The 20143-nt window shown below is 46.9% G+C and carries 16 protein-coding genes; 7 read left to right on the forward strand and 9 right to left on the reverse strand.

From position 1 onward, the window contains the following. Positions 1-4: 4 nt before the first annotated feature. Entirely contained in the window at positions 5-1957 is a 1953-nt protein-coding gene (locus EKG39_RS13350) for a hypothetical protein (RefSeq protein ID WP_126506241.1), read from the forward strand. Positions 1958-2256: 299 nt separating this feature from the next. Here EKG39_RS13350 and EKG39_RS13355 read toward each other — a convergent pair whose 3' ends face one another. Both EKG39_RS13355 and EKG39_RS13360 read right to left on the reverse strand, forming a co-directional pair. Continuing rightward, the gene (locus EKG39_RS13355) at positions 2257-2946 is read right to left on the reverse strand and encodes a single-stranded DNA-binding protein (RefSeq protein ID WP_126506242.1); all 690 of its coding nucleotides are present in this window, start codon (positions 2944-2946) and stop codon (positions 2257-2259) included. 130 nt (positions 2947-3076) lie between these two features. Then, complete coding sequence (locus tag EKG39_RS13360) at positions 3077-4444, reverse strand: MFS transporter (RefSeq protein ID WP_126506243.1); 1368 nt, start codon at positions 4442-4444, stop codon at positions 3077-3079. Between the two features lie 270 nt (positions 4445-4714). Here EKG39_RS13360 and uvrA point away from each other — a divergent pair, with 270 nt between their 5' ends. The 3 genes from uvrA (at position 4715) to EKG39_RS13375 (ending at position 10822) form a co-directional block, all read left to right on the forward strand. Then, positions 4715-7552, forward strand: coding sequence for an excinuclease ABC subunit UvrA (gene uvrA, locus EKG39_RS13365; protein ID WP_126506244.1), 2838 nt, complete (start codon positions 4715-4717; stop codon positions 7550-7552). Between the two features lie 192 nt (positions 7553-7744). After that, a complete protein-coding gene (locus EKG39_RS13370) occupies positions 7745-8752 on the forward strand; it encodes a M28 family peptidase (RefSeq protein WP_246028494.1) in 1008 nt (335 codons plus the stop codon). Between the two features lie 237 nt (positions 8753-8989). Then, on the forward strand, positions 8990-10822 hold the full coding sequence (locus tag EKG39_RS13375; RefSeq protein WP_126506245.1) for a DEAD/DEAH box helicase: 1833 nt from the start codon (positions 8990-8992) through the stop codon (positions 10820-10822). An 86-nt stretch (positions 10823-10908) separates the two neighbouring features. On the opposite strand, the gene EKG39_RS13380 is transcribed toward EKG39_RS13375, so the two are convergent. Next, positions 10909-11451, reverse strand: coding sequence for a VOC family protein (locus EKG39_RS13380; protein WP_126506246.1), 543 nt, complete (start codon positions 11449-11451; stop codon positions 10909-10911). Positions 11452-11649: 198 nt separating this feature from the next. Here EKG39_RS13380 and EKG39_RS13385 point away from each other — a divergent pair, with 198 nt between their 5' ends. Further along, positions 11650-12138: a MarR family winged helix-turn-helix transcriptional regulator gene (locus tag EKG39_RS13385; RefSeq protein ID WP_126506353.1), complete on the forward strand. Its 489-nt coding sequence runs from the start codon at positions 11650-11652 to the stop codon at positions 12136-12138. A gap of 3 nt (positions 12139-12141) precedes the next feature. Here the strand turns inward: EKG39_RS13385 and EKG39_RS13390 are convergent, their stop codons facing one another. Continuing rightward, entirely contained in the window at positions 12142-12552 is a 411-nt protein-coding gene (locus EKG39_RS13390; RefSeq protein WP_246028495.1) for a hypothetical protein, read from the reverse strand. A 162-nt stretch (positions 12553-12714) separates the two neighbouring features. Continuing rightward, entirely contained in the window at positions 12715-13839 is a 1125-nt protein-coding gene (locus tag EKG39_RS13395) for an NAD(P)/FAD-dependent oxidoreductase (RefSeq protein ID WP_126506248.1), read from the reverse strand. Between the two features lie 344 nt (positions 13840-14183). On the opposite strand from EKG39_RS13395, the gene EKG39_RS13400 reads away from it, so the two are divergent. Next, positions 14184-14591, forward strand: a complete 408-nt coding sequence (locus tag EKG39_RS13400) for a hypothetical protein (protein ID WP_126506249.1) — start codon at positions 14184-14186, stop codon at positions 14589-14591. A gap of 703 nt (positions 14592-15294) precedes the next feature. Beyond that, positions 15295-16134, forward strand: a complete 840-nt coding sequence (locus tag EKG39_RS13405) for a tetratricopeptide repeat protein (RefSeq protein ID WP_126506250.1) — start codon at positions 15295-15297, stop codon at positions 16132-16134. Positions 16135-16215: 81 nt separating this feature from the next. Here the strand turns inward: EKG39_RS13405 and EKG39_RS13410 are convergent, their stop codons facing one another. The 4 genes from EKG39_RS13410 to metF all read right to left on the reverse strand — a co-directional run bounded on the left by EKG39_RS13410 (position 16216) and on the right by metF (position 19695). Beyond that, positions 16216-16956, reverse strand: a complete 741-nt coding sequence (locus EKG39_RS13410; RefSeq protein WP_246028496.1) for a PIG-L deacetylase family protein — start codon at positions 16954-16956, stop codon at positions 16216-16218. Positions 16957-17326: 370 nt separating this feature from the next. After that, positions 17327-17554 carry a cysteine-rich CWC family protein gene (locus EKG39_RS13415; RefSeq protein WP_246028497.1) on the reverse strand — a complete coding sequence of 76 codons (228 nt, stop codon included), beginning with the start codon at positions 17552-17554 and terminating at the stop codon, positions 17327-17329. A 504-nt stretch (positions 17555-18058) separates the two neighbouring features. Then, complete coding sequence (locus EKG39_RS13420; protein ID WP_246028498.1) at positions 18059-18427, reverse strand: hypothetical protein; 369 nt, start codon at positions 18425-18427, stop codon at positions 18059-18061. Positions 18428-18804: 377 nt separating this feature from the next. Beyond that, entirely contained in the window at positions 18805-19695 is an 891-nt protein-coding gene (metF, locus tag EKG39_RS13425) for a methylenetetrahydrofolate reductase (protein ID WP_012144373.1), read from the reverse strand. Positions 19696-20143: the final 448 nt, after the last annotated feature.

Here is a 20143-nt window from a genome sequence, read left to right on the forward strand (position 1 = left end):
GATGATGAAAAAACTTATTACCTTAGCGGTATTGTCCGCTATTGGGTTGACCGCTTGCGGCTCCGATTCGGACAACTCAACTCCGCCTACGACGCCTGAGCAGCCAGCACCGGCGCCCCTTTATGACAATCTGGATGTGCACGTCGAGCCCAACCGGCAGTTCGACGGCATAGTTCGGGTCTATCTGGGACGCTGGTACCCCTGCACCGATGAGCATCCGGAGATGTGCGCCGCTGACATGCCAGCGGATTATGAACTGCCGACCACTGGTAGCCAGGCCGGCACCTACGGTAAGCCGAAGGATGAAAACGATCGGAATAAAAACAAGTACTACAACTCCCGCACCAGCGACGACAGCAAATACTACCTGGAGATCCAATCTGACGATATCAAAGAGTGGCGAGAGTCCTCCATCCGCGAAGACATCTTTGTCCCGGGCCAATACTCCATTCTGGACATCATGCTCTACGTCTCTTCAATCCGCGATGATTTGGAGGTGACGCTGGGTGAGTTCAACACAGAACTCAACACCTACGACTTCAGCGTCTCCTTCGACGCCAACGGCGACGGTGACTTCAATGACGCCGCCGAAGGGGACTACAAGGAGAGTGAGAACTGGTACGTAGCCTCGACCTATGATCAGGGTGATAACCTCAAGATCGCCAATCCAATTCTCGATACCCTCTACGAGCGCCTGGATGAGTTTTGGGTGCAGCCTGGAATGAACATTCGCTTCCAGCCTGTCTCCCCGGTGATGCGAGACAGGGTCAAGCAGATGCAGAAAGCCGAGACCGACCGCCTCAAGGCCAACGGCGGCAAGGTGATTCTGCCGGTACTGAACACTATGTTCCTCGATGGAAGAACTCCGGAGGTAATGGCCACCAACTTCGAGGTTAAGGCCTACAACCTGCGCCCGGACGTGTACCAGCCGGGGGTGATCACCTTGATGGACGTGTTGATGACCGCTCATGACGAGTTTGGTATCGACATTCGCTTAGGCTTCTGGCCCACTCTCTCCACCGGTGCCCAAATCGACGCCTATATCATCACCCAGGTAGAAGGTAAGCGTAACGGCAGTAAAGGACTTAGCGGTTGGGGCTTTCTTGCTGGCGAAGCCCTGTCGTCACTTGATTTCTTCAACGGTCCGGCCTGGCCTAAGGCCGATGAGCTGGTCAATGAGACCGCCCCCTACGACAACCCAACCATCTGCCACTTCCTGCGCGACAACCAAGGCAGGCTGGATGAGACCACTGCCCAGGAGTGTATCGACCACTGGTATTCCGGTTATGGCGGCATCAACCTCCATCGTACCGCCGATGTTTCGGTAATGGTTAACCCTAAGGAGTTCATGGCTCTGTATTTTGTGGGCCCTGAGTATGGATCTAAATATGAGATGACTGAGCACAATATCGCTTACGACGGCAAGTTCCCGATCCACGACATCAACGAAGCCGTTGCACCTCTGGGAAAAACTCACTTTGGTTGGGGCGTCGCCGACTGTGGCTTGTGCCATGGTCTGGAGAACACCCATCTCGATGGCGGTGACTCACCTGCGCTCAGTGACACCACCGAGCCTTACTTCTGTGCATCCTGCCACGGCGGCAACGGCGCACCTGATGGTCATGGTGCCACCCTGCGCTGTCATTTTTGCCACTCCAAGGACAAGCTAATGCTCAATCATGGTGACGCTTCAAAGAATTTCCGCTTCGATGAAGTGCAATGTTTTGGCGTTACCCAGAAGGGCAACCAGCTTAACGGTGAGATGGGCTCCTGTGCCGATGTCGTTAAGTCGAAAGACCCCTATACCAAGGATATGCTGGACCTGTACACCCACAACGGTACCACCTATGGCGAGCAGGACGCAAATAAGCAGCTGACTCGTGGCAACAGCGACTGGCACACCAGTGAAACCTTCCCGGATCCTTACTCCTGCATGACCTGTCACCCAAACAAGTAATGCCTGGATTATCATAGATTCACCATCAGCGGCGTTCGGTTGAGCGCCGCTTCCCGGACAAGCGTCCGGAATTGAATTCTGCCCACATCATGCTGTTAAATTCAGGTGTATAGAGGCCGACACAATCCATTGTTCCCGCATTAACAAACTGCTTCAGGTTAGGTTCAAACGAGCAACTTACAGTACCCAACTCACCATTGTAGATAAGCCTTGTACAGAGATAAAAAAAGGCCCTGTATTAACAGGACCTTATGACTCTACATTAAGAGTATTGCTTTACACCTTTCTCAAGTTCCAGGCTAGAACGGGATATCATCATCCCAACCGTCATCCAGATCCGGAGTGAAGTTCTGCTGTGGCTGCTGCGCTGGCTGTTGAGGCTGAGGTGCCGGGCGCTGTTGCGGAGCCGCCTGCTGTGGTGCTTGCTGTTGTGCTTGCTGGGGCTTAGGCGCATAAGCTGGCTGTGGAGCCTGCTGTTGTGCTTGCTGAGGCTTAGGTGCATAACCTTGCTGCGGTGCCTGCTGTGGAGCTTGCTGGGGCTTAGGTGCGTAACCTTGCTGCGGAGCCTGCTGCTGAGGTGCATTGTACTGGTTCTGCTGTTGCTGACCCTGCTGTTGACCATAGCCACCTTGCTGTCCGCCACCTTGACCACGGCTATCGAGCATCTGCATTTCGTTAGCATTGATCTCAGTCTTGTAGCGATCTTGACCGGTAGACTGGTCCTGCCACTTGCTGGTTTGCAATTTACCTTCGATATATACCTTAGAACCTTTCTTAAGGTACTCGCCTGCGATTTCCGCTAAGCGACGATACATAACGATGTTATGCCACTCTGTACGCTCTTGTGGCTGACCTTGTTGGTCTTTCCAAGACTCACTCGTCGCCACTGTAAAGTTGGCTACGGCATTGCCATTTGGCATGTAACGAACTTCAGGGTCTTTCCCTAAGTTACCGACCAAAATTACCTTATTGACACCACGACTGGCCATTGAAATCTCCTGAGATATTCTTTCAAATTACAAAAATTCTACGTCTGGTTCGGGCTTAATCCCATCAGGATTAAGCTCATGACGGATCTCTTCCCACGAAAAAATCGGTCTTTTTTCACACCAATACGAGTTAACTGACAGAGCCTAACACAGCTCGGGCTTCTCTCAAATCGAAATGCTCATCAACTTTTAAATATGCGACTTTCTCCTCGAGCACGACAATTGCCTCGGCAACACCTGCAAGCTGAGATAACTCGGTCGCCATAGCCTTGGCTTGATCCCGACCTTCCACTGTAGCTTCAAGGGTATAGCTCTTAAGCAATACCGGATTTTCCATACCTAAGGTCAACACTAACCAGATAGCCATTAAGAGTAACGCAACTGCGAACACACCAGCGGCTCCAACTAACTGATACGCACCACCGCCTAATAAACCACCACAGAAGGCACCCAGGAACTGACTGGTAGAGTAGACTCCCATCGCCGAGCCTTTATCTCCCACGGGACAAAACTTAGCAATCAAGCTGGGTAGTGAGGCTTCTAAATAGTTAAATCCGGTAAAAAACAGAACTACCGCAATACTGAGCACCATAAGGTTATTGGCAAACAGTGCCATCGCGCCCAGCGCCACCATCATGATGAGTAGAGCAACCTGAAAGGTCGCCTTAGTATTTTTCTTCTTCACGCCTATGATGATTAGCGGCACCATCAGGAAGAAAGCGGCCATAAACGCCGGAAAATAGAGCATCCAATGCTTCTCTTTAACCAAGCCGGCATCGACAAGATCCAGTGGCAATGCCACAAATACCGCAGTCAGCACCAGGTGCAGAATAAAGATCCCCGCGTCGAGCCTGAATAGCTGTGGGTCCGTCACCATCGCCTTTAATTTAGCCGGTGTCGCGAGAGTATCACCCTTAGGGGCTTGGGAGATTGGATTAGGCACCAGTACCTGTACGATGAGCATACCCAGAATAGCTAAACCTGCCGTCATAGCAAACAGCCCCGACAAGCCGAGATGTTGAGCGACGATAGGGCCGACTAAGAGAGAGAGTGCGAAGGAGAATCCGATACACATACCGATAATAGCCATCACTTTGGTGCGCTGCTCATCACGAGTCAGATCGGCTGCTAACGCTAGCACTGCTGCGGCGATGGCGCCCATCCCCTGTATCGCACGACCCGCAACCACACCATAGATAGTATCGGCGTTGGCTGCGACCAGACTACCAAATGCAAACAACAGCAGCCCCGCCAGAATAATCGGCTTTCGGCCGAACTTATCAGATAAGATCCCCATGGGGATCTGCAATACGGCCTGAGTGAGACCATATGCACCAATAGCAATACCCACCCACAGAGGTGAAAAGCCTTCTAAATGTTGCCCGTAAAGTGCAAAGACAGGCATGATCATAAACAAGCCCATCATTCGCAAACCAAATACACTGGCTAAAGAAAACGCGACTTTTTTCTCGGTCTTTGAGAGTCCGTTATTGGCCATGTTCCGCCCTGATCTGAATACATAAATAAGCGGAGAAGTTTATACGAACTATTTCAATAGCTCAAAAGGAAAATCATAAAAGAGGCATTAAATAAGCAGCTAAAAACAAAAGGCTGGTTCTCCGAACAGGCCACTCCTCCTATCAGCTGAGCCTTACAGCTCTCTGCACTGGCAGAGATGGATACACAACAGGGTAAGCTGATAAGTGAGACCTGAGTCAATTTTTATGCGATAATCGATCTCTTTTTTATTCGGCATACAGAGAGAAAGATGGACAAGATTGAAGTACGTGGCGCCCGCACCCACAATCTAAAAAACATCAACCTGACAATTCCCAGAGACAAGTTAATCGTAATTACCGGCCTATCCGGCTCAGGAAAATCGTCTCTGGCATTCGACACCCTCTATGCCGAAGGTCAGCGACGCTACGTCGAATCACTATCGGCTTATGCGCGCCAATTTTTAAGTTTGATGGAGAAGCCGGATGTCGATCATATCGAAGGCTTAAGTCCTGCTATATCCATCGAGCAAAAGTCGACGTCTCATAACCCACGCTCGACCGTGGGAACCATCACAGAGATCTATGATTACCTGCGTTTGCTCTTTGCACGTGTAGGTGAACCACGCTGTCCTACTCATGGCCAACCATTGGCAGCGCAAACCATCAGCCAGATGGTTGATAAAGTCATTGAGCTACCCGAAGGCAGTCGGCAAATGCTGCTGGCACCTGTAGTCAATAATCGTAAAGGCGAACATGTAAAACTGCTGGACAGCCTCTCTGCACAAGGATTTATTCGTGCCCGCATCGATGGAGAGGTCTGCGATCTCACCGATCCGCCAGAGCTTGAACTGCATGTGAAACACACCATCGAAGTGGTTGTCGATCGATTTAAGGTTCGTGATGACATCAAGCAAAGACTCGCCGAGTCATTCGAGACAGCGCTCGAACTTTCCGGCGGCATTGTCACCGTCGCGAATATGGATAGTGACAAGCCAGCCCAGAGCGAAGAACTTCTGTTCTCGGCTAATTTTGCCTGTCCCCACTGTGGTTACTCGATGGCTGAACTCGAGCCAAGAATATTTTCCTTCAATAATCCGGCCGGAGCCTGTGGCACCTGTGACGGATTAGGCGTACAGCAGTTCTTTGATTCAGAGCGCGTGATCATGAACTCTGAACTCTCACTCGCCGGCGGTGCGATTCGAGGCTGGGATAGGCGCAACTTCTATTACTTCCAGATGCTAACGTCCCTGGCCGAACACTATAAGTTCGATATTGAAAAACCATTTCAGCAGCTCAGTGCTGAGGTTCAAAAACTGGTGCTCTACGGCTCTGGTACCGTGAGTATTGCCTTTAAGTACATCAATGATCGTGGTGATGTGGTTGTTCGTAATCATCCTTTCGAAGGTATTCTCAATAACATGGACAGGCGTTACCGTGAGACAGAGTCTAATGCGGTCCGTGAAGAGTTAGCCAAATTTATTAACACTCAGTCTTGTCAGAGTTGCGACGGTTCACGTCTGCGTGAAGAGGCGAGAAATGTCTTTATCAAAGATCTGAACCTTCCCATGTTGACCCAATGGTCAATCGGCGAAGCGATGGACTATTTCTCTACCTTAGAACTCACAGGGCAAAAGGCACAGATCGCCGAGAAGATCCTTAAAGAGGTTCGCGACAGATTAGGCTTCCTCGTCAATGTCGGCCTTAATTATCTGAGCCTGTCACGCTCGGCCGATACTCTTTCCGGCGGTGAGGCACAACGTATCAGACTCGCAAGCCAGATTGGTGCAGGACTGGTCGGCGTGATGTATGTGCTCGATGAACCCTCCATCGGCCTGCATCAACGTGACAATGAACGCCTGCTACAGACTCTCATCCACCTCAGGGATCTGGGGAATACCGTCATCGTCGTCGAACACGATGAAGATGCCATAAAAATGGCCGACCATGTTATCGATATTGGCCCGGGTGCCGGCGTCCACGGTGGCGAAGTGATCAGTGATGGTACGTTAGAAGATATTCTCAGCTGTGAAGACTCTATTACCGGCCAATACCTCTCGGGTAAGAAACAGATCCACATCACCGAGAAACGAGTGGCTTATAATGAGAATAAACTCATCGAACTCTATGGTGCCAGCGGTAACAACCTTAAAGATGTCGACCTGACTATTCCGGTTGGACTGTTCACCTGTGTCACGGGAGTATCCGGCTCCGGAAAGTCGACGCTGATTAACGATACTTTCTACAAGATTGCCCACAGGCAACTCAACGGCGCGACCGTCGATGAGCCTGCTCCTTACAAAAGCATCAAGGGGATGGATCATTGCGATAAGGTGGTCGACATAGACCAGAGCCCCATTGGCCGAACCCCCAGATCGAACCCTGCAACCTATACGGGGATCTTCACCCCGATAAGAGAGCTGTTTGCCGCGACTCAGGAATCCCGTACCCGCGGCTACAAGCCGGGTCGTTTCTCTTTCAATGTGAAAGGAGGACGCTGTGAAGCCTGTCAGGGTGATGGACTCATTAAGGTAGAGATGCACTTCCTGCCCGATGTCTACGTGCCATGTGACAGCTGTAAGAGTAAGCGCTATAACCGCGAAACCTTAGAGGTTAAATACAAGGGTAAGAGTATCCACGAGGTGCTCTCTATGACCGTAGAAGAAGCACGTCCCTTCTTCGATGCCGTTCCGGCCATCGCCCGTAAACTGCAAACCCTGATTGAAGTTGGCCTCTCCTATATCAGCCTTGGACAGAGTGCGACCACCTTATCCGGCGGTGAGGCTCAACGAGTCAAATTAGCTAAGGAACTGTCAAAGCGTGATACCGGCCAGACCCTCTATATTCTCGATGAACCAACGACGGGCTTGCACTTCGCCGATATTCAGCTCTTGTTAGACGTACTACATAGACTGAAGGCCCACGGCAACACGATCGTAGTCATCGAACATAACTTAGATGTCATCAAGACTGCCGACTGGATTATCGATCTGGGTCCTGAAGGGGGCTCGGGAGGCGGAACTATTCTGGTTACCGGTACGCCAGAGCAGGTAGCGGAACATGAAGCGTCTCACACGGCTCGCTTCCTTAAGCCTCTGTTAGAGAAGTAGAGATATTCCACTAAATTGATAATATCGGAGTCCGGCATACCCGGCCGGACTCCGCTCTCTTATCATTCTCTTCTATCATTCCTTCAGTTCAACTGCTAGCTTGTCTCTATGGCCATTTCAAAAATTGAAGCTATGGTATCGAAGAGATGTCCGGCTCTCCCCAAAGAGAATAGCTTACACTGGATAAACAGGATGACTCATCTCCTGTTAACCTTTGTGTTTTTCATGCTGATTTCCGGCTGTGCTATCGACAACTCCTCATGCAGGGCTGGAGTGACACCCGAATGGGCCAACACCACGGTTCTGAAGAGTGATATCAGCCAACTCACCTCCCCGGCACTTCAAGGACGTAAAACCGGAACCAAGGGCGCCAAACTGAGTCGAGAGTATATCTCCCAGCGATTTGCACAGATAGGCCTCACCCCTTGGTCGGTTTCGCCCAAGTCCGGTGACATTGCCGACTATGCCATTCCCTTTACCTACGATTACCAATTCAGCCAGCGTCAGGGGGTAAATCTAGTTGGAATACTCAGATCCCCAACAGGAAGTCACCGATGGCGAATCGTTATCGCCCATTATGATCACTTAGGGAAAAAGGCAGGCAGAGTTCACCCCGGCGCAGATGATAATGCATCGGGAGTGGCCGCAATGCTGCAAATCGCAGCCCAAAGTGCAAGGTTGCCCCACAGTGGAGACGATAGTGCAGAGAGAGCAAACTTAATGTTCGTGGCGACAGATGCCGAGGAACCAGGACTCTTCGGTGGCTATGCACTGGTTGAGCGGTTGAATAACCCGGCTTCAACTCCCAACAGTGAGCAGATAGATCTGGCAATCAATATGGATATGGTCGGCAGGCCGGGTAGACCCTACGCTATTTACCTTGAAGGGAAAGCTGGTTTTAAAAACTTTAACCAGATCCGACAACAGATCACCGCTGAAAATGGTCTATGTATCAAGGCTAACCACCCCGGAAGGCTTGGGCGGGACCTGAAGCGCGTCGACTGGCTCAGGGCATCAGATCATTACCCTTTACATAAAGCTCAGATACCCTGGCTCTACTTTGGAGTGCCTCCACATAGGGACTACCACGCCCCTACAGACACTACAGAAAAAATAGATCTTAAATTTCTGGCAGCTGTGACTGAATCAGCCTATCAACTGCTGATAATTAACAGTTTACTGCTACAAAACACGCCATAACCTCAACAAACAATTATTTTTTCAACAATGCAAATGACTGATGTTAGTGCATTTTCACGAAGTTTTAGCTAGTTACTGGCTGAAAATGCCAATGTTAATTGGTAATACCAATTGCACCCTGCTATAATAACTGGCTTACTGATGAATTTTCGGTGCGGGAAGTCGACACGGGGTTGATTTTCTGTCTATAAACCCAAGCACATTTATTGTGCTCGCTATTCCACAAGGCTACAACCCATGTCATCCAATGAACAAACTTTCCGCGAACTCGGTCTTGCCGAGCCTTTGTTGCGTGCTCTTGACGAGCTCGGCTACGAAAAACCAACTCCAATCCAGGCTGCGAGTATCGATCCTCTCATGGCCGGAAAAGATATTTTAGGTCAGGCACAAACTGGTACAGGTAAAACAGGTGCTTTCGCACTGCCTCTACTAAACAGCATCGACCCAAATACTAATTCTCCACAAATTTTGGTATTGGCACCAACACGTGAACTTGCAGTGCAGGTCGCAGAAGCTTTTGGTAGCTATGCAAAATTTATGAAGGGTCTACACGTTCTGCCTATTTACGGCGGACAGAGCATGCATCAGCAATTAAATGCTTTGCGTCGTGGACCACAAATCATTGTCGGTACTCCAGGCCGAGTTATGGACCACATGCGTCGCGGCACTCTTAAGTTAGAGTCGCTAAAAGCAATGGTACTCGATGAAGCCGATGAGATGCTAAAAATGGGCTTCATCGATGATATCGAATGGATCCTTGAGCATACACCTAAGCAACGTCAACTTGCGCTATTCTCGGCAACTATGCCTGAGCAAATTAAGCGTGTTGCTAACAAATACTTAGACCAACCTGTACACGTTAAAATTGCTGCGACAACAACGACTGTTGAAACTATTGAACAGCGTTTTGTACAGGTTTCACAACACAATAAACTTGAAGCACTGGTACGTGTTTTAGAAGTTGAGAAGACCGAAGGTATTATCATCTTCGTTCGTACCCGTAACAGCTGTGTTGAGTTAGCCGAGAAGTTAGAAGCTCGCGGTTACGCTTCATCTCCACTTCACGGTGATATGAACCAACAAGCGCGTGAACGTGCCGTTGACCAACTTAAGCGTGGCAAACTAGATATCATCATCGCAACTGACGTTGCGGCCCGTGGTCTCGATGTTGAGCGTATCGGACACGTAGTTAACTACGATATCCCATATGACACTGAAGCTTACGTTCACCGTATCGGCCGTACTGGTCGTGCTGGTCGTACAGGTATGGCGATCCTTTTCGTTACACACAGAGAGATGCGTATGTTACGCACTATCGAACGTGCAACTAAGAGCCGTATCTCACCAATGGATGTCCCTAGCCCAGAGACAGTGACCGAGCGTCGTCTATCCCGCTTAGGTGAGCAAGTTTCTGAGATTATCGCTAAAGACTCTTTAGATTTCATGAAGGGCGCCGTAGCTCAACTTTGTCAGCAACTGGAAGTCGATACCGACATCCTAGCCGCTGCATTGTTACAACAAGTGCAGAAAGACCGTCCGCTACAGTTACCATCAATTCACGAACGTCAGCGTGACAGTCGTGATGATCGCAACTCGCGTGATCGTAACGAACGTGGCTCGCGTGATCGCGGTGATCGTCCACGTCGTGAGTCTCGCCCAACACCAAGTAACTTGGGTAAAGCAGACTCACTTAAAGACAATCCAGACGTTAAGATGTGCCGTTACATCATAGATGTAGGTCGTGACAACGGTGTTGGTGTGGGTAACATCGTAGGCGCTGTTGCAAACGAAGCAAACATCGATAGCCGTTACATTGGTCAAATCCAGTTATTCGACCAAGTAACAGCAATTGACCTTCCTGACGGAATGCCAAAAGATGTTCTACAACACCTTAAGAAAGTACGTGTTTGTGGCAGACCTTTGAATATCCGTGAAGCAGAAGGTGCCGAACTACCTGCAGGTGGCGATAGCCGTCCTCCACGTCGTCCACGTAAGCCTTCTGGCGACCGTCGTCCATCGGGTGACAGAAAGCCACACCGTAAAGGTAACCCATCGAAAGATGGCGAGTAATCAATTACCGATACACTTTTAACTAAGTGACAGAGTAAATAAAAAGGAGCCTAAGGCTCCTTTTTTTATGCTTTTACTAATCTGTATTACTTTCCACTGAATTGCTCTTCATGTAACCAGGCTGCGTGCTTAGGTGCTTTCTTAGTTCTTGACCACTCTTCCAACATGGCAGGTCCCACCTTCTTCAACTCTGCGAATTGACCAGGGGTACCGGTAACACAGGTCAGCTCTAATCTATGACCGCTGGGATCGAAGAAGTAGATAGACTCTATGATGCCGTGTTTGGTAATACCGAGTACATCTACCCCCTTAGACTCCAGCTCAGCTTTGGCTTCTACAAGTGCATCGCGGTCTTTAACTCTGAATGCAATATGTTGTACCCACTCTGGTGTATTTCTGTCCCGGTCCATCTTCGGAGAGTTCGGCAGCTCGAAGAAGGCTAAAATATTGCCATTACCCGCGTCCAGAAACAGATGCATATAGGGATCGGGCTCTTGCGTTGAAGGCACTTTATCTTCGGCAATGGCAACCAGAAACTCCATATTGAGTTTATCTTTATAGAACTCGACCGTCTCTTTAGCATCGTTACAGCGATAAGCCACATGATGTATCTGCTCAATATTAATCATACCGAATCTAACCCTTAACGAATGTAGTAACAAGTGTTACCACATTACTCCTGTTCATCCTATAGGTCAATATATCCTCAACGACCGTCAGGTTCATAAGCTTAAGATAACCATTGAGTAAGACCTCACACCAGTTTGGAGCTAAGCCACTGTCTGGCATATAATCGAGAACCTAATTCAGTGCAGGATGACCCTTTTATGGCTGTAGACAGCATAAAGTCTCGGCAGAACCTCGAAGTTAGTTTGGATATGGATAACTTCTTTCCTTATCAACTAACACAACTGCAATCGAGTGTGAGCGATACTATTGCCGAGATCTATACGGGTCACTTCGAACTTACACGACATGAATGGCGAATCGTCGCCGTACTCGGAACAGGCAAGGCGCTGTCGGCAAAGTGTATAGGCGGGCTCATTAATCTCGAAAAGATGCAAACCAGTCGCGCCATAGCCAAAATGACTAATAAAGCATTGATTTTAAAGGTAGAAGATAGGAGTGATAAACGTTCTTCTTTATTAAAATTAACCCCGGAAGGACTCAAGGTGCATCGGGAGTTAGCACCTATGGTTTTAGCAAGAGAACAGGCACTGCTATCGGTTCTAAGTGAAGATGAACATGATCAACTCAGGCTGATCATGGATAAGTTATTTGCCCAATCCAGAGCGATACAGACATATGCGAAATAATGATTAAATTCCTGCAAAGAAAACTAAGCCATAGATACCGGTTAGCAGGATAACAGACACCAGGCAACGCCTTCTTGACTCGTGTCCATAAGTATTTAGCAGGCTGGGAAACAGCAGGAAATTAAATGGGTTAAATAAATTCTGATAACAAAAAACCGTGATACCAAACCTCCGTCCCCTCTTCACCATCAAGTAAAAGTAATAGCAAAATCGACCAAAAAGAAAGGGAAGACTAACAAACATAGCCAAAGAGATTGCCATCTCTATTCCGGACAGGTGAACATCTAATTGAAAAAGGTGGTTAACTCCCCCCGTTACGGTAACAACAAAGCCAACGGTGACTAATGTCGAAAACAGCAGAAACAGTAAGCTGGAACTTATCAGCTTATACAAATCGATACTGATATTACGCATACTAAACCTCAAATTATTCGTAAGTAACCATCAATATCTTGTCCGTAAGAAATCTCAGTTTTATCCTGATACTCCTAAATTTAGTACATTATGATGTTTCTAATTTGAATAAATCGTAAATCTAAATATCTTCCACTTACGTAAAGCCTGTCAGACTGGCGCTCAGTCAATGATAAACTTATCTGCCACATACCGGGCGATAGCCAGACTGGCCGTGAGTCCGGGAGACTCTATACCATATAGATTTACGAGCCCGTTTAACCCATGTTCGTCTTCTCCCTGGATCTGAAAATCCCGAAAGCTATCTCCGGGCCCCTGTAACTTTGGACGAATACCAGAGTAGCTTGGCTGTAATTTATTGGGATCGACAGCTGGAAAGTAACGTTTTATAGACTCTACAAACTTGCTTTTCAACTCTGGAGAGACTGCATAATCAGGCACAGTGCAAGAATCTAAGTATTGAGTATCCGGGCCAAACTTCAACTGACCACCCATATCTAGAGTGGCATGTATCCCGAGTCCGGCTCCCTCCTTCTCGGGTACGGGATACACCAGGCGATCAAATGGCGAGAGCCCATGATAAGAGAAATAATGACCGCGACACCAATAGAGCTCGGGGATCAGCCCCTCTTCCATCTCCTCTATTCGTTTGGCGGCCTCAGAGCAATATAAACCGGCACAGTTAATCAAGTACCGACTGTGCAAAACCATGGCCTCTCCATCCACACTCAGGGTGATGTTGAAGCCTTTGTCCGTGGGCTCGGCGGCGATAAATTCAGTTCTGCTTGCCAGTATCGTCCCATTTTGTTCTGCTTCGGCCAGCAGGCTAGCCATATAGGCGTGACTATCGATGATTCCGGTCGACGGGGATAATAATGCTGCTGAACCGCTCAATTGTGGAGAAACTTGAGCTAACTGTCTTCGAGAAAGCCTGGTGAGATCATCGACCCCATTAGCGCATGCCTTCAGGTTCAGCTCCTCAAGATACATTTCCTGAGTCAGGTTTTGAGCAAGTATGAGCTTGCCAATAGGCTTAAATGGTATCTTCCTGCGTTTGCAATACTCGTACAATTCATGCCTGCCAGAAACACACAGCTTTGCCTTTAGGCTTCCATGGGGGTAGTAGATCCCGGCATGAATAACTTCACTATTTCGACTGCTGGTCTCCTGACCGAATGAGCTGTTTTTATCGATAAGCAAGACACTATTGAAGGTCCTGCTTAGCCTTGCAGCGACAGCCAGGCCAACGGCCCCCGCACCAATCACCACAGCATCAAAGGTTTCCATACACACACTCAAAAATAGAGGCACCTCTTAATAGAATAAGTCCAGAATGAAAATCACACATCTAATAGCAATCGATATAAGACTCACGACCCAAGCGGAGCAGAAAACCATACCCGCCAATCAACTAACGTACTGAATGTAAAAACATACCCACCACTCAACTAACATACTGAATGTAAAGACATAGTAAACAATATTTCATGTAATAATTATCACTGGCTTTACATTTTCATGCTATTGTCATTTTAAAACGACCAATTGATTCTTATTTTTTGCAGCTTCACTAAACCTGTTCTACGTTTAAAGGGCGCTAAAATAATTAAAATAACTAACAGGAAGATATTATGCATAAGTTCAGTTTTGGCTGTTCAGTCGAACTTTTAACTAACAATATTGCTCAGATAACCATAGAGCCAAATGTTGAGGTCACACTCGAGATGCTGGGCGAGTTCGATGAATATATGAGTACGGTATTCAATCACGACTTTGCCCTACTCATTAATAAACAAAATAATTACTGCTATTCCTATGAAACACTGCTATGCATGGGATCACAAGAAAACCTAAAGGCTACGGCGGTGGTTTATTATGATGAAGCCGATGCCAAGCTCCCGCCGCAATTCGCGGAAATGAGACAGGTCGATCAGCTTAATATCCAACTTTTTTCGGGAGCTAACATTGGAACCCAAAAAGCATTGAACTGGCTTGAGCATCAACTATGTACGAAGAAAGCTGTAGAACTTTCATATTAGAAACAGTGATAAAATAGAAACGAATTTTCAAAAAAGCGTTTCCCAAACTCATATGACGCTAATTTCAGAGCAAATATTCTGAAAATATATTTGTGTCTCTATCTTGATGTTTTGTATCTCAATCGATTCTCTATATTGAGCCTTTGAGCCTTTATCGCATCTTTGCAAGGTCTTTAAGCAGGGTTAGCAGATACAAGCATCAAACAAAAACAGAGGTAGCTCGGCAAGCTTAGCATCACTGCCTATAACAAGCACAAGATAGTCTTCTTGAGTAATAAAGAACAATTACAAACTGAGAAGGCCACGTCCTTACTGTATAGACATGGTTTGAGCACCAAGGTTTGTAACCTTTCAAGACGTCTGGCGTGTATAAAGTAAATCAGTCAGTCCTGCTCCGACTTATACCAATCGGTATAAGTAAGTACTCTACTCAGAGTCTTTTTGGCAAATTAATTCAAAACAAATGGATGAGGAGGTGAATACCCAGTTATATGACAAGGTATCTACATCACTGTTTCATGTAAAAATTTTCCCTTCTAAAACATAAAGTCAACATCGTTGACTCCAATCTATTCAGCGACATTAATCGTAAACACATTATTAGCTATTCTTCGCAAGCTATGATAACAGTTCAATTTGCAATCAAATAAAATAACTGATAGAACATACATGTTAAGAAAATGTTTAAAAGTAAGGATTAAACATGAAAGGATTCATCTATTGGATGGCGATAATTGTATTTTTAATCGCAGGTTACACCCCCGGCACGGCTAGGGCATCGAACCACTTGCAAGCTTGTGATACGGCTGAGTGCAAAGAGTACTTCACAGCCTATAGAATACTCACCAGAAGAGGGCACTCAGAAGCTATGGCAACTCTTGGAGAGTTGTACTACGCAGGTTATGGCACTGAAAAAAATACTGAACAAGCACTTAAATGGTTTAGAAGAGCAGCAAAATATGGCATCACTTCTGCGCAATATAAAGCAGGCGTACTCTACTTGCAGGATTCAGATTTCCAAGATGTAGAGAAAGGAGTAAGTCTAATAAAAAAAGCCACTAAATATGATTTTTCACCAGCATGCTTCGTACTTGGAAAGATCTACCTCGATGGTAGATTCATTCCTCAGGACATACCTCAAGCTGATAAATGGTTATCCGCAGCTTACAAACTGAATAATTACGAGACAATTAAGTTTGCAAAAAGACTAAAAAACTCTCCCAAAACAGCATCTTTAGAATTAACAGTGCTATTCAGCTTAATTGAGTCTGATATTAAGGTCACTTCAGCTCCCGGCTCTAATCCTCCAATAAATGAAATGGAAACCATTGTCATCACTGCACCTGAATACACGGAATATTTCGATGCTGAGATTGCCAGGTTAAACAAATCTATACCCGATACATCGAGTGGCACAGGTTCAAAAATTGCGGGAAGAACCTGCTCAAAACTCTGGGGATGTAGTACCGAATCAGATCGTGAGCGGATCAGAGATGTGCTGCTAAATGACTGGGGTCTGGAAACCATAAGGTGGCGACCATAAACCCGAGTTTTTTTACTGAGAAATAATAATTTTAGCGCCGAATAGGAGGCTAACCCCTCCTATTCAGTGATGGAGCAATCGCTAGCACTTCTCACTTTCTAAGTAACAGAGCAATGCATTAATAACACTGTTGTTTTTTACTATGATCAGCTCTTCAATCGACACAGTTTCTACATACTTTCCAAATGCATTTATCATTTCTATTGGAAACTGAGTTGAATACTCTGCCATAGCTTTTGCTCTCTTGTCGGCGTAACCAGAAACATCTACCCTCAAACTAATAGCACCATTTTCTACTGGCTCCTCAACCAGGTAATCGATTCCAAATTCACTAGCGGTATTTGAAAGTTGGTTTGCCCTCGTGTTAGATATTGCAAAATAGACCAAATTAAGAGAAAAGGATTCAGTTGTTAGGGTACTAATAGCTCTATGATCGTTATTTCCCGTTATACCTCCCTCTGCAAATGTGAGAATAGCGAGAGGCTTTTTCTGTTCGAGTATAGCGTTGAGCTGTTTAACAACCTCTTGACGATATTGATTGAGCTTGCCATCGGGGAAGCGTAAAAACATCGGCGACTGAAGGCCTAATATTTGAGAGGCGGCAATAGCTTCCTGCTCTCGAATCAGCGCTAACTCAGAGCCCGATGCCTCCAGCCCTGAACGGTCGCTCCCGGCATCTCCGGAAGTTGCGTATACAGGGAAGACTTTAACGCCATGATCGGCCAATTTGGCTAAGGTTCCAGATATCCAGGTCTCATCATCCGGATGGGCAAAAATGGCAATAACAGATAGGGGATCTGTCACCTCCTCCACTGACTCCATACTATATGTCCCACCGGATTGCGCTGCTCCATTCTCGAGATGACAGCCTGTTACCCACATAGCGAGGATGAGAAGTATCAGAGTCAACCGAATCATTTGGCCCACAGTTCACCTCGCATTCACCGATTAAACACTCAATTAAGAAAATAGATCCAAGCATAGTAAATATAGACCTGATACACCAAGACCCTAATACACTAGGGGCAGTCAAATTACACCATTCTTTTTTCTGGGGAGGGGGGAGACACTCGCATCGTGAGTATTTATGGTTTGAAATCGAGTTCTAAAATAAGTTCTAAAATAAGTTCTAAACTGATCACCGACTGGGTGAGACCGATTGAGACTGGATGAGCACTCTCATTTTCTTGTGTCAATCTACCCTCTTCAGCCCTAGTTCAGCTTCCTCTCTTAGTTTAGCGATACAACTCTGACAGATGCATGCCTTGAGATCGAGAGTCCCCTCTTCGACAACTTTTTTGGGTGGAAAAGTGGTGTGATTACACCAGCAATCTTTGAGTTCCTTTCCCTCAATGACGGCACAGCCATTTTGTCGTTGGCAAAGGGGGCAAATATCGGACTTATTTTTCGGTTGAGTCATCACTATTATCTCTTATATACCAATTTCATTGAATCTCTGTTCATTCAGCGGGAGTTTAAAGCGCTGAAGGCAAGGCGGATGATTGAAGCTAATAGTTATTCTATATCAAAAGCATTCAACGTAGCATGCAGGGTTTTAAAACCCGCCCTTAGGGAGGCTCTCAGACATCCCACTTCTGCATTGCATTGACTTACAAGGGAACAACCATTCTTTCATCAATGCGCTTTGAATTGAAAAATCTGAGTGACTCTGAATTAACAACATATTTATTGAAACTGGTATTATTTCTCATCTGCTGGGTGATTCACCCCATCATACAAGGTGACACCATGTCTGAGCAAAGAGTGCCAACTAGCTTGAAAAACACCGAAAGTGAACCGTCCTCTAAACAAGCCACATTGTGAATAAATTCTAAAACGTCTAACGACTTAGTGTATCTGGTGAGAAGGCATTTAAAAATGACGGCCTGATTTAGATATTCATAAGCGACCTATTAATACCAGCTTACAAGCTATCGAAATCGACACGATAGGCTAAGGCTCTGCACTCCAGATAATCATTGCAACCGTTATTGAGACGATGATCGACACACTCCATGATCACCACGCCATTTCCGCCCAGCCTCTGAGTCTTATATTTAAGCTCGCCAAGAAGAAGCGACTCAGTAGGTTTAGGTTCAGTCGGCCTGGTCTTGCAATAGGAGGAGACGACCTTACCAAGCGATTCGGCTTTATATCGCTGAATTTCAGCGATGGAGTACTCTTCAACTTTATAGGTTCTCAAGGCCTCATCGACACTCGGGGTCGTATTCAACCTTATTCCATTACATGCAGACAGAGATAACAGTAAAAAAAATGTCACTAAAAACTTCATCAAATTCATCCTTAAATTCTTCCTTAACTTATCCATAGATTTAAAGAATGTTGGAAAACAGCCGCATCAATTCAGCACTTTTCCGCACATCCAAGACTGCATAATAAAGAAGCAACAGGCTCTTTACACACATTACCATTCATCGAAGAAATTTGTAATGGATCGGGACAGACTCATCGGAGACAGATCACTCCTCGTCATAGCTTAAGCTCACCATTTAAGTTAGTCAGGAGTAAATTTTGCCCTCGGAATACAAAAATGCCCCACCGATAAGGCAGGGCATAGCTCTCAACTCTCAACTCACATGGCTCGTAGCTTTAACCTTCTGAGCCTTCGCGGCTAAAGCCGCTCCTACACTTACTGCTTATAACTCAGTATTACTTCCCTGGGCGAACACCCAAGGTATGGCAGATGGCATAAGTGAGTTCGGCGCGGTTCAGGGTGTAGAAATGGAAGTCTTTCACGCCTTCACGGGACAGGACTTTAACCATGTCGATAGCTACGTTGGCCCCTACCATCTGACGAGTCGTCGGGTCATCATCCAAGCCTTCAAACTGTTTATGTAACCAACCGGGAATCGACACATTGGTCATGCCCGCAAAGCGCTTAAGTTGTTTAAAGTTAGTTACTGGTAAAATACCCGGGACGATTTCAACATCAATTCCGGCCGCAACACAACGGTCACGGAAACGCAGGTAGGACTCGACGTCGAAGAAAAACTGGGTGATGGCACGATTGGCGCCGGCATCGATCTTCTTCTTCAGGTTAATCAAGTCAGCCTGAGCATTAAGCGCATCGGGATGAACTTCTGGATAGGCTGCAACGGAGATATCAAAGTCGGCGACAGAACGCAGTAATCGTACTAAGTCATTGGCAAAACGAGTAGGCTTAGGGCTGCCCTCAGGCAGATCACCACGCAGAGCAACGATATCCCTGATACCTGAATTCCAATAATGCTTGGCAAGCTCCTTGAGCTCTTCATCACTGGCATCGACCAGAGTCAGGTGAGGCGCTGCAACTAAATCTGTCTCCTTCTGGATACGCTCAATCACGCCATGGGTACGGTCACGCACGCCAGAGTTCGCACCGTAAGTCACAGAGACAAACTTAGGATTAAGCGGTTCGAGGCGACGAATGGAGTTCCAGAGTATTTTTTCCATCTCTGGAGTTGCAGGAGGGAAGAACTCAAAAGAAACGTTAATATCGCCATTCAGCTCAGCTAAGCTCTGGTTTAGCGATGTAGCATGTTGTGCATGATGAAAACCCATTTCTATTCCCTCTACGACTCGTCTATCTTCAATAAATAAATTCGTTTAGACGTTTGGACGTCTATACATCCATATTAGAGAAACTCTGGTCTAAGTCAATAGCAAACAGAGTACTAAATACAAATAAGATAGTTCTTAGAAAGAAGGAACGCGACTTCGTCGCTGGAGGACGGCTCAAGAACGCCTACGAGTTCGGCAAAAAGCGCCTCCTAGGACGGGCTTCGCCCTACGAGAAAAAGCGTTTAATCTTCTCTCGAAGGTAGCGGCCTCAAAGCGTAAGCGACCTAGAAGCGTAGCATCCCCGAAGCTAAGCGCCCTCGAAGCGAAGCGCCCTCGAAGCGAAGCGCCCTCGAAGCGAAGCGCCCTCGAAGCGAAGCGCCCTCGAAGCGAAGCGCCCTCGAAGCGAAGCGCCCTCGAAGCGAAGCGCCCTCGAAGCGAAGCGCCCTCT

This window comes from Shewanella atlantica, from assembly GCF_003966265.1.
Classification (GTDB): domain Bacteria; phylum Pseudomonadota; class Gammaproteobacteria; order Enterobacterales; family Shewanellaceae; genus Shewanella; species Shewanella atlantica.

Excerpts from the sequence above, each read along its gene's own strand:
- EKG39_RS13350 (WP_126506241.1), top strand. The coding sequence starts at position 5 with ATGAAAAAACTTATTACCTTAGCGGTATTGTCCGCTATTGGGTTGACC.
- EKG39_RS13355 (WP_126506242.1), bottom strand. The coding sequence starts at position 2,946 with ATGGCCAGTCGTGGTGTCAATAAGGTAATTTTGGTCGGTAACTTAGGG.
- EKG39_RS13360 (WP_126506243.1), bottom strand. The coding sequence starts at position 4,444 with ATGGCCAATAACGGACTCTCAAAGACCGAGAAAAAAGTCGCGTTTTCT.
- uvrA (WP_126506244.1), top strand. The coding sequence starts at position 4,715 with ATGGACAAGATTGAAGTACGTGGCGCCCGCACCCACAATCTAAAAAAC.
- EKG39_RS13370 (WP_246028494.1), top strand. The coding sequence starts at position 7,745 with ATGACTCATCTCCTGTTAACCTTTGTGTTTTTCATGCTGATTTCCGGC.
- EKG39_RS13375 (WP_126506245.1), top strand. The coding sequence starts at position 8,990 with ATGTCATCCAATGAACAAACTTTCCGCGAACTCGGTCTTGCCGAGCCT.
- EKG39_RS13380 (WP_126506246.1), bottom strand. The coding sequence starts at position 11,451 with ATGATTAATATTGAGCAGATACATCATGTGGCTTATCGCTGTAACGAT.
- EKG39_RS13385 (WP_126506353.1), top strand. The coding sequence starts at position 11,650 with ATGGCTGTAGACAGCATAAAGTCTCGGCAGAACCTCGAAGTTAGTTTG.
- EKG39_RS13390 (WP_246028495.1), bottom strand. The coding sequence starts at position 12,552 with ATGCGTAATATCAGTATCGATTTGTATAAGCTGATAAGTTCCAGCTTA.
- EKG39_RS13395 (WP_126506248.1), bottom strand. The coding sequence starts at position 13,839 with ATGGAAACCTTTGATGCTGTGGTGATTGGTGCGGGGGCCGTTGGCCTG.
- EKG39_RS13400 (WP_126506249.1), top strand. The coding sequence starts at position 14,184 with ATGCATAAGTTCAGTTTTGGCTGTTCAGTCGAACTTTTAACTAACAAT.
- EKG39_RS13405 (WP_126506250.1), top strand. The coding sequence starts at position 15,295 with ATGAAAGGATTCATCTATTGGATGGCGATAATTGTATTTTTAATCGCA.
- EKG39_RS13410 (WP_246028496.1), bottom strand. The coding sequence starts at position 16,956 with ATGGAGTCAGTGGAGGAGGTGACAGATCCCCTATCTGTTATTGCCATT.
- EKG39_RS13415 (WP_246028497.1), bottom strand. The coding sequence starts at position 17,554 with ATGACTCAACCGAAAAATAAGTCCGATATTTGCCCCCTTTGCCAACGA.
- EKG39_RS13420 (WP_246028498.1), bottom strand. The coding sequence starts at position 18,427 with ATGAAGTTTTTAGTGACATTTTTTTTACTGTTATCTCTGTCTGCATGT.
- metF (WP_012144373.1), bottom strand. The coding sequence starts at position 19,695 with ATGGGTTTTCATCATGCACAACATGCTACATCGCTAAACCAGAGCTTA.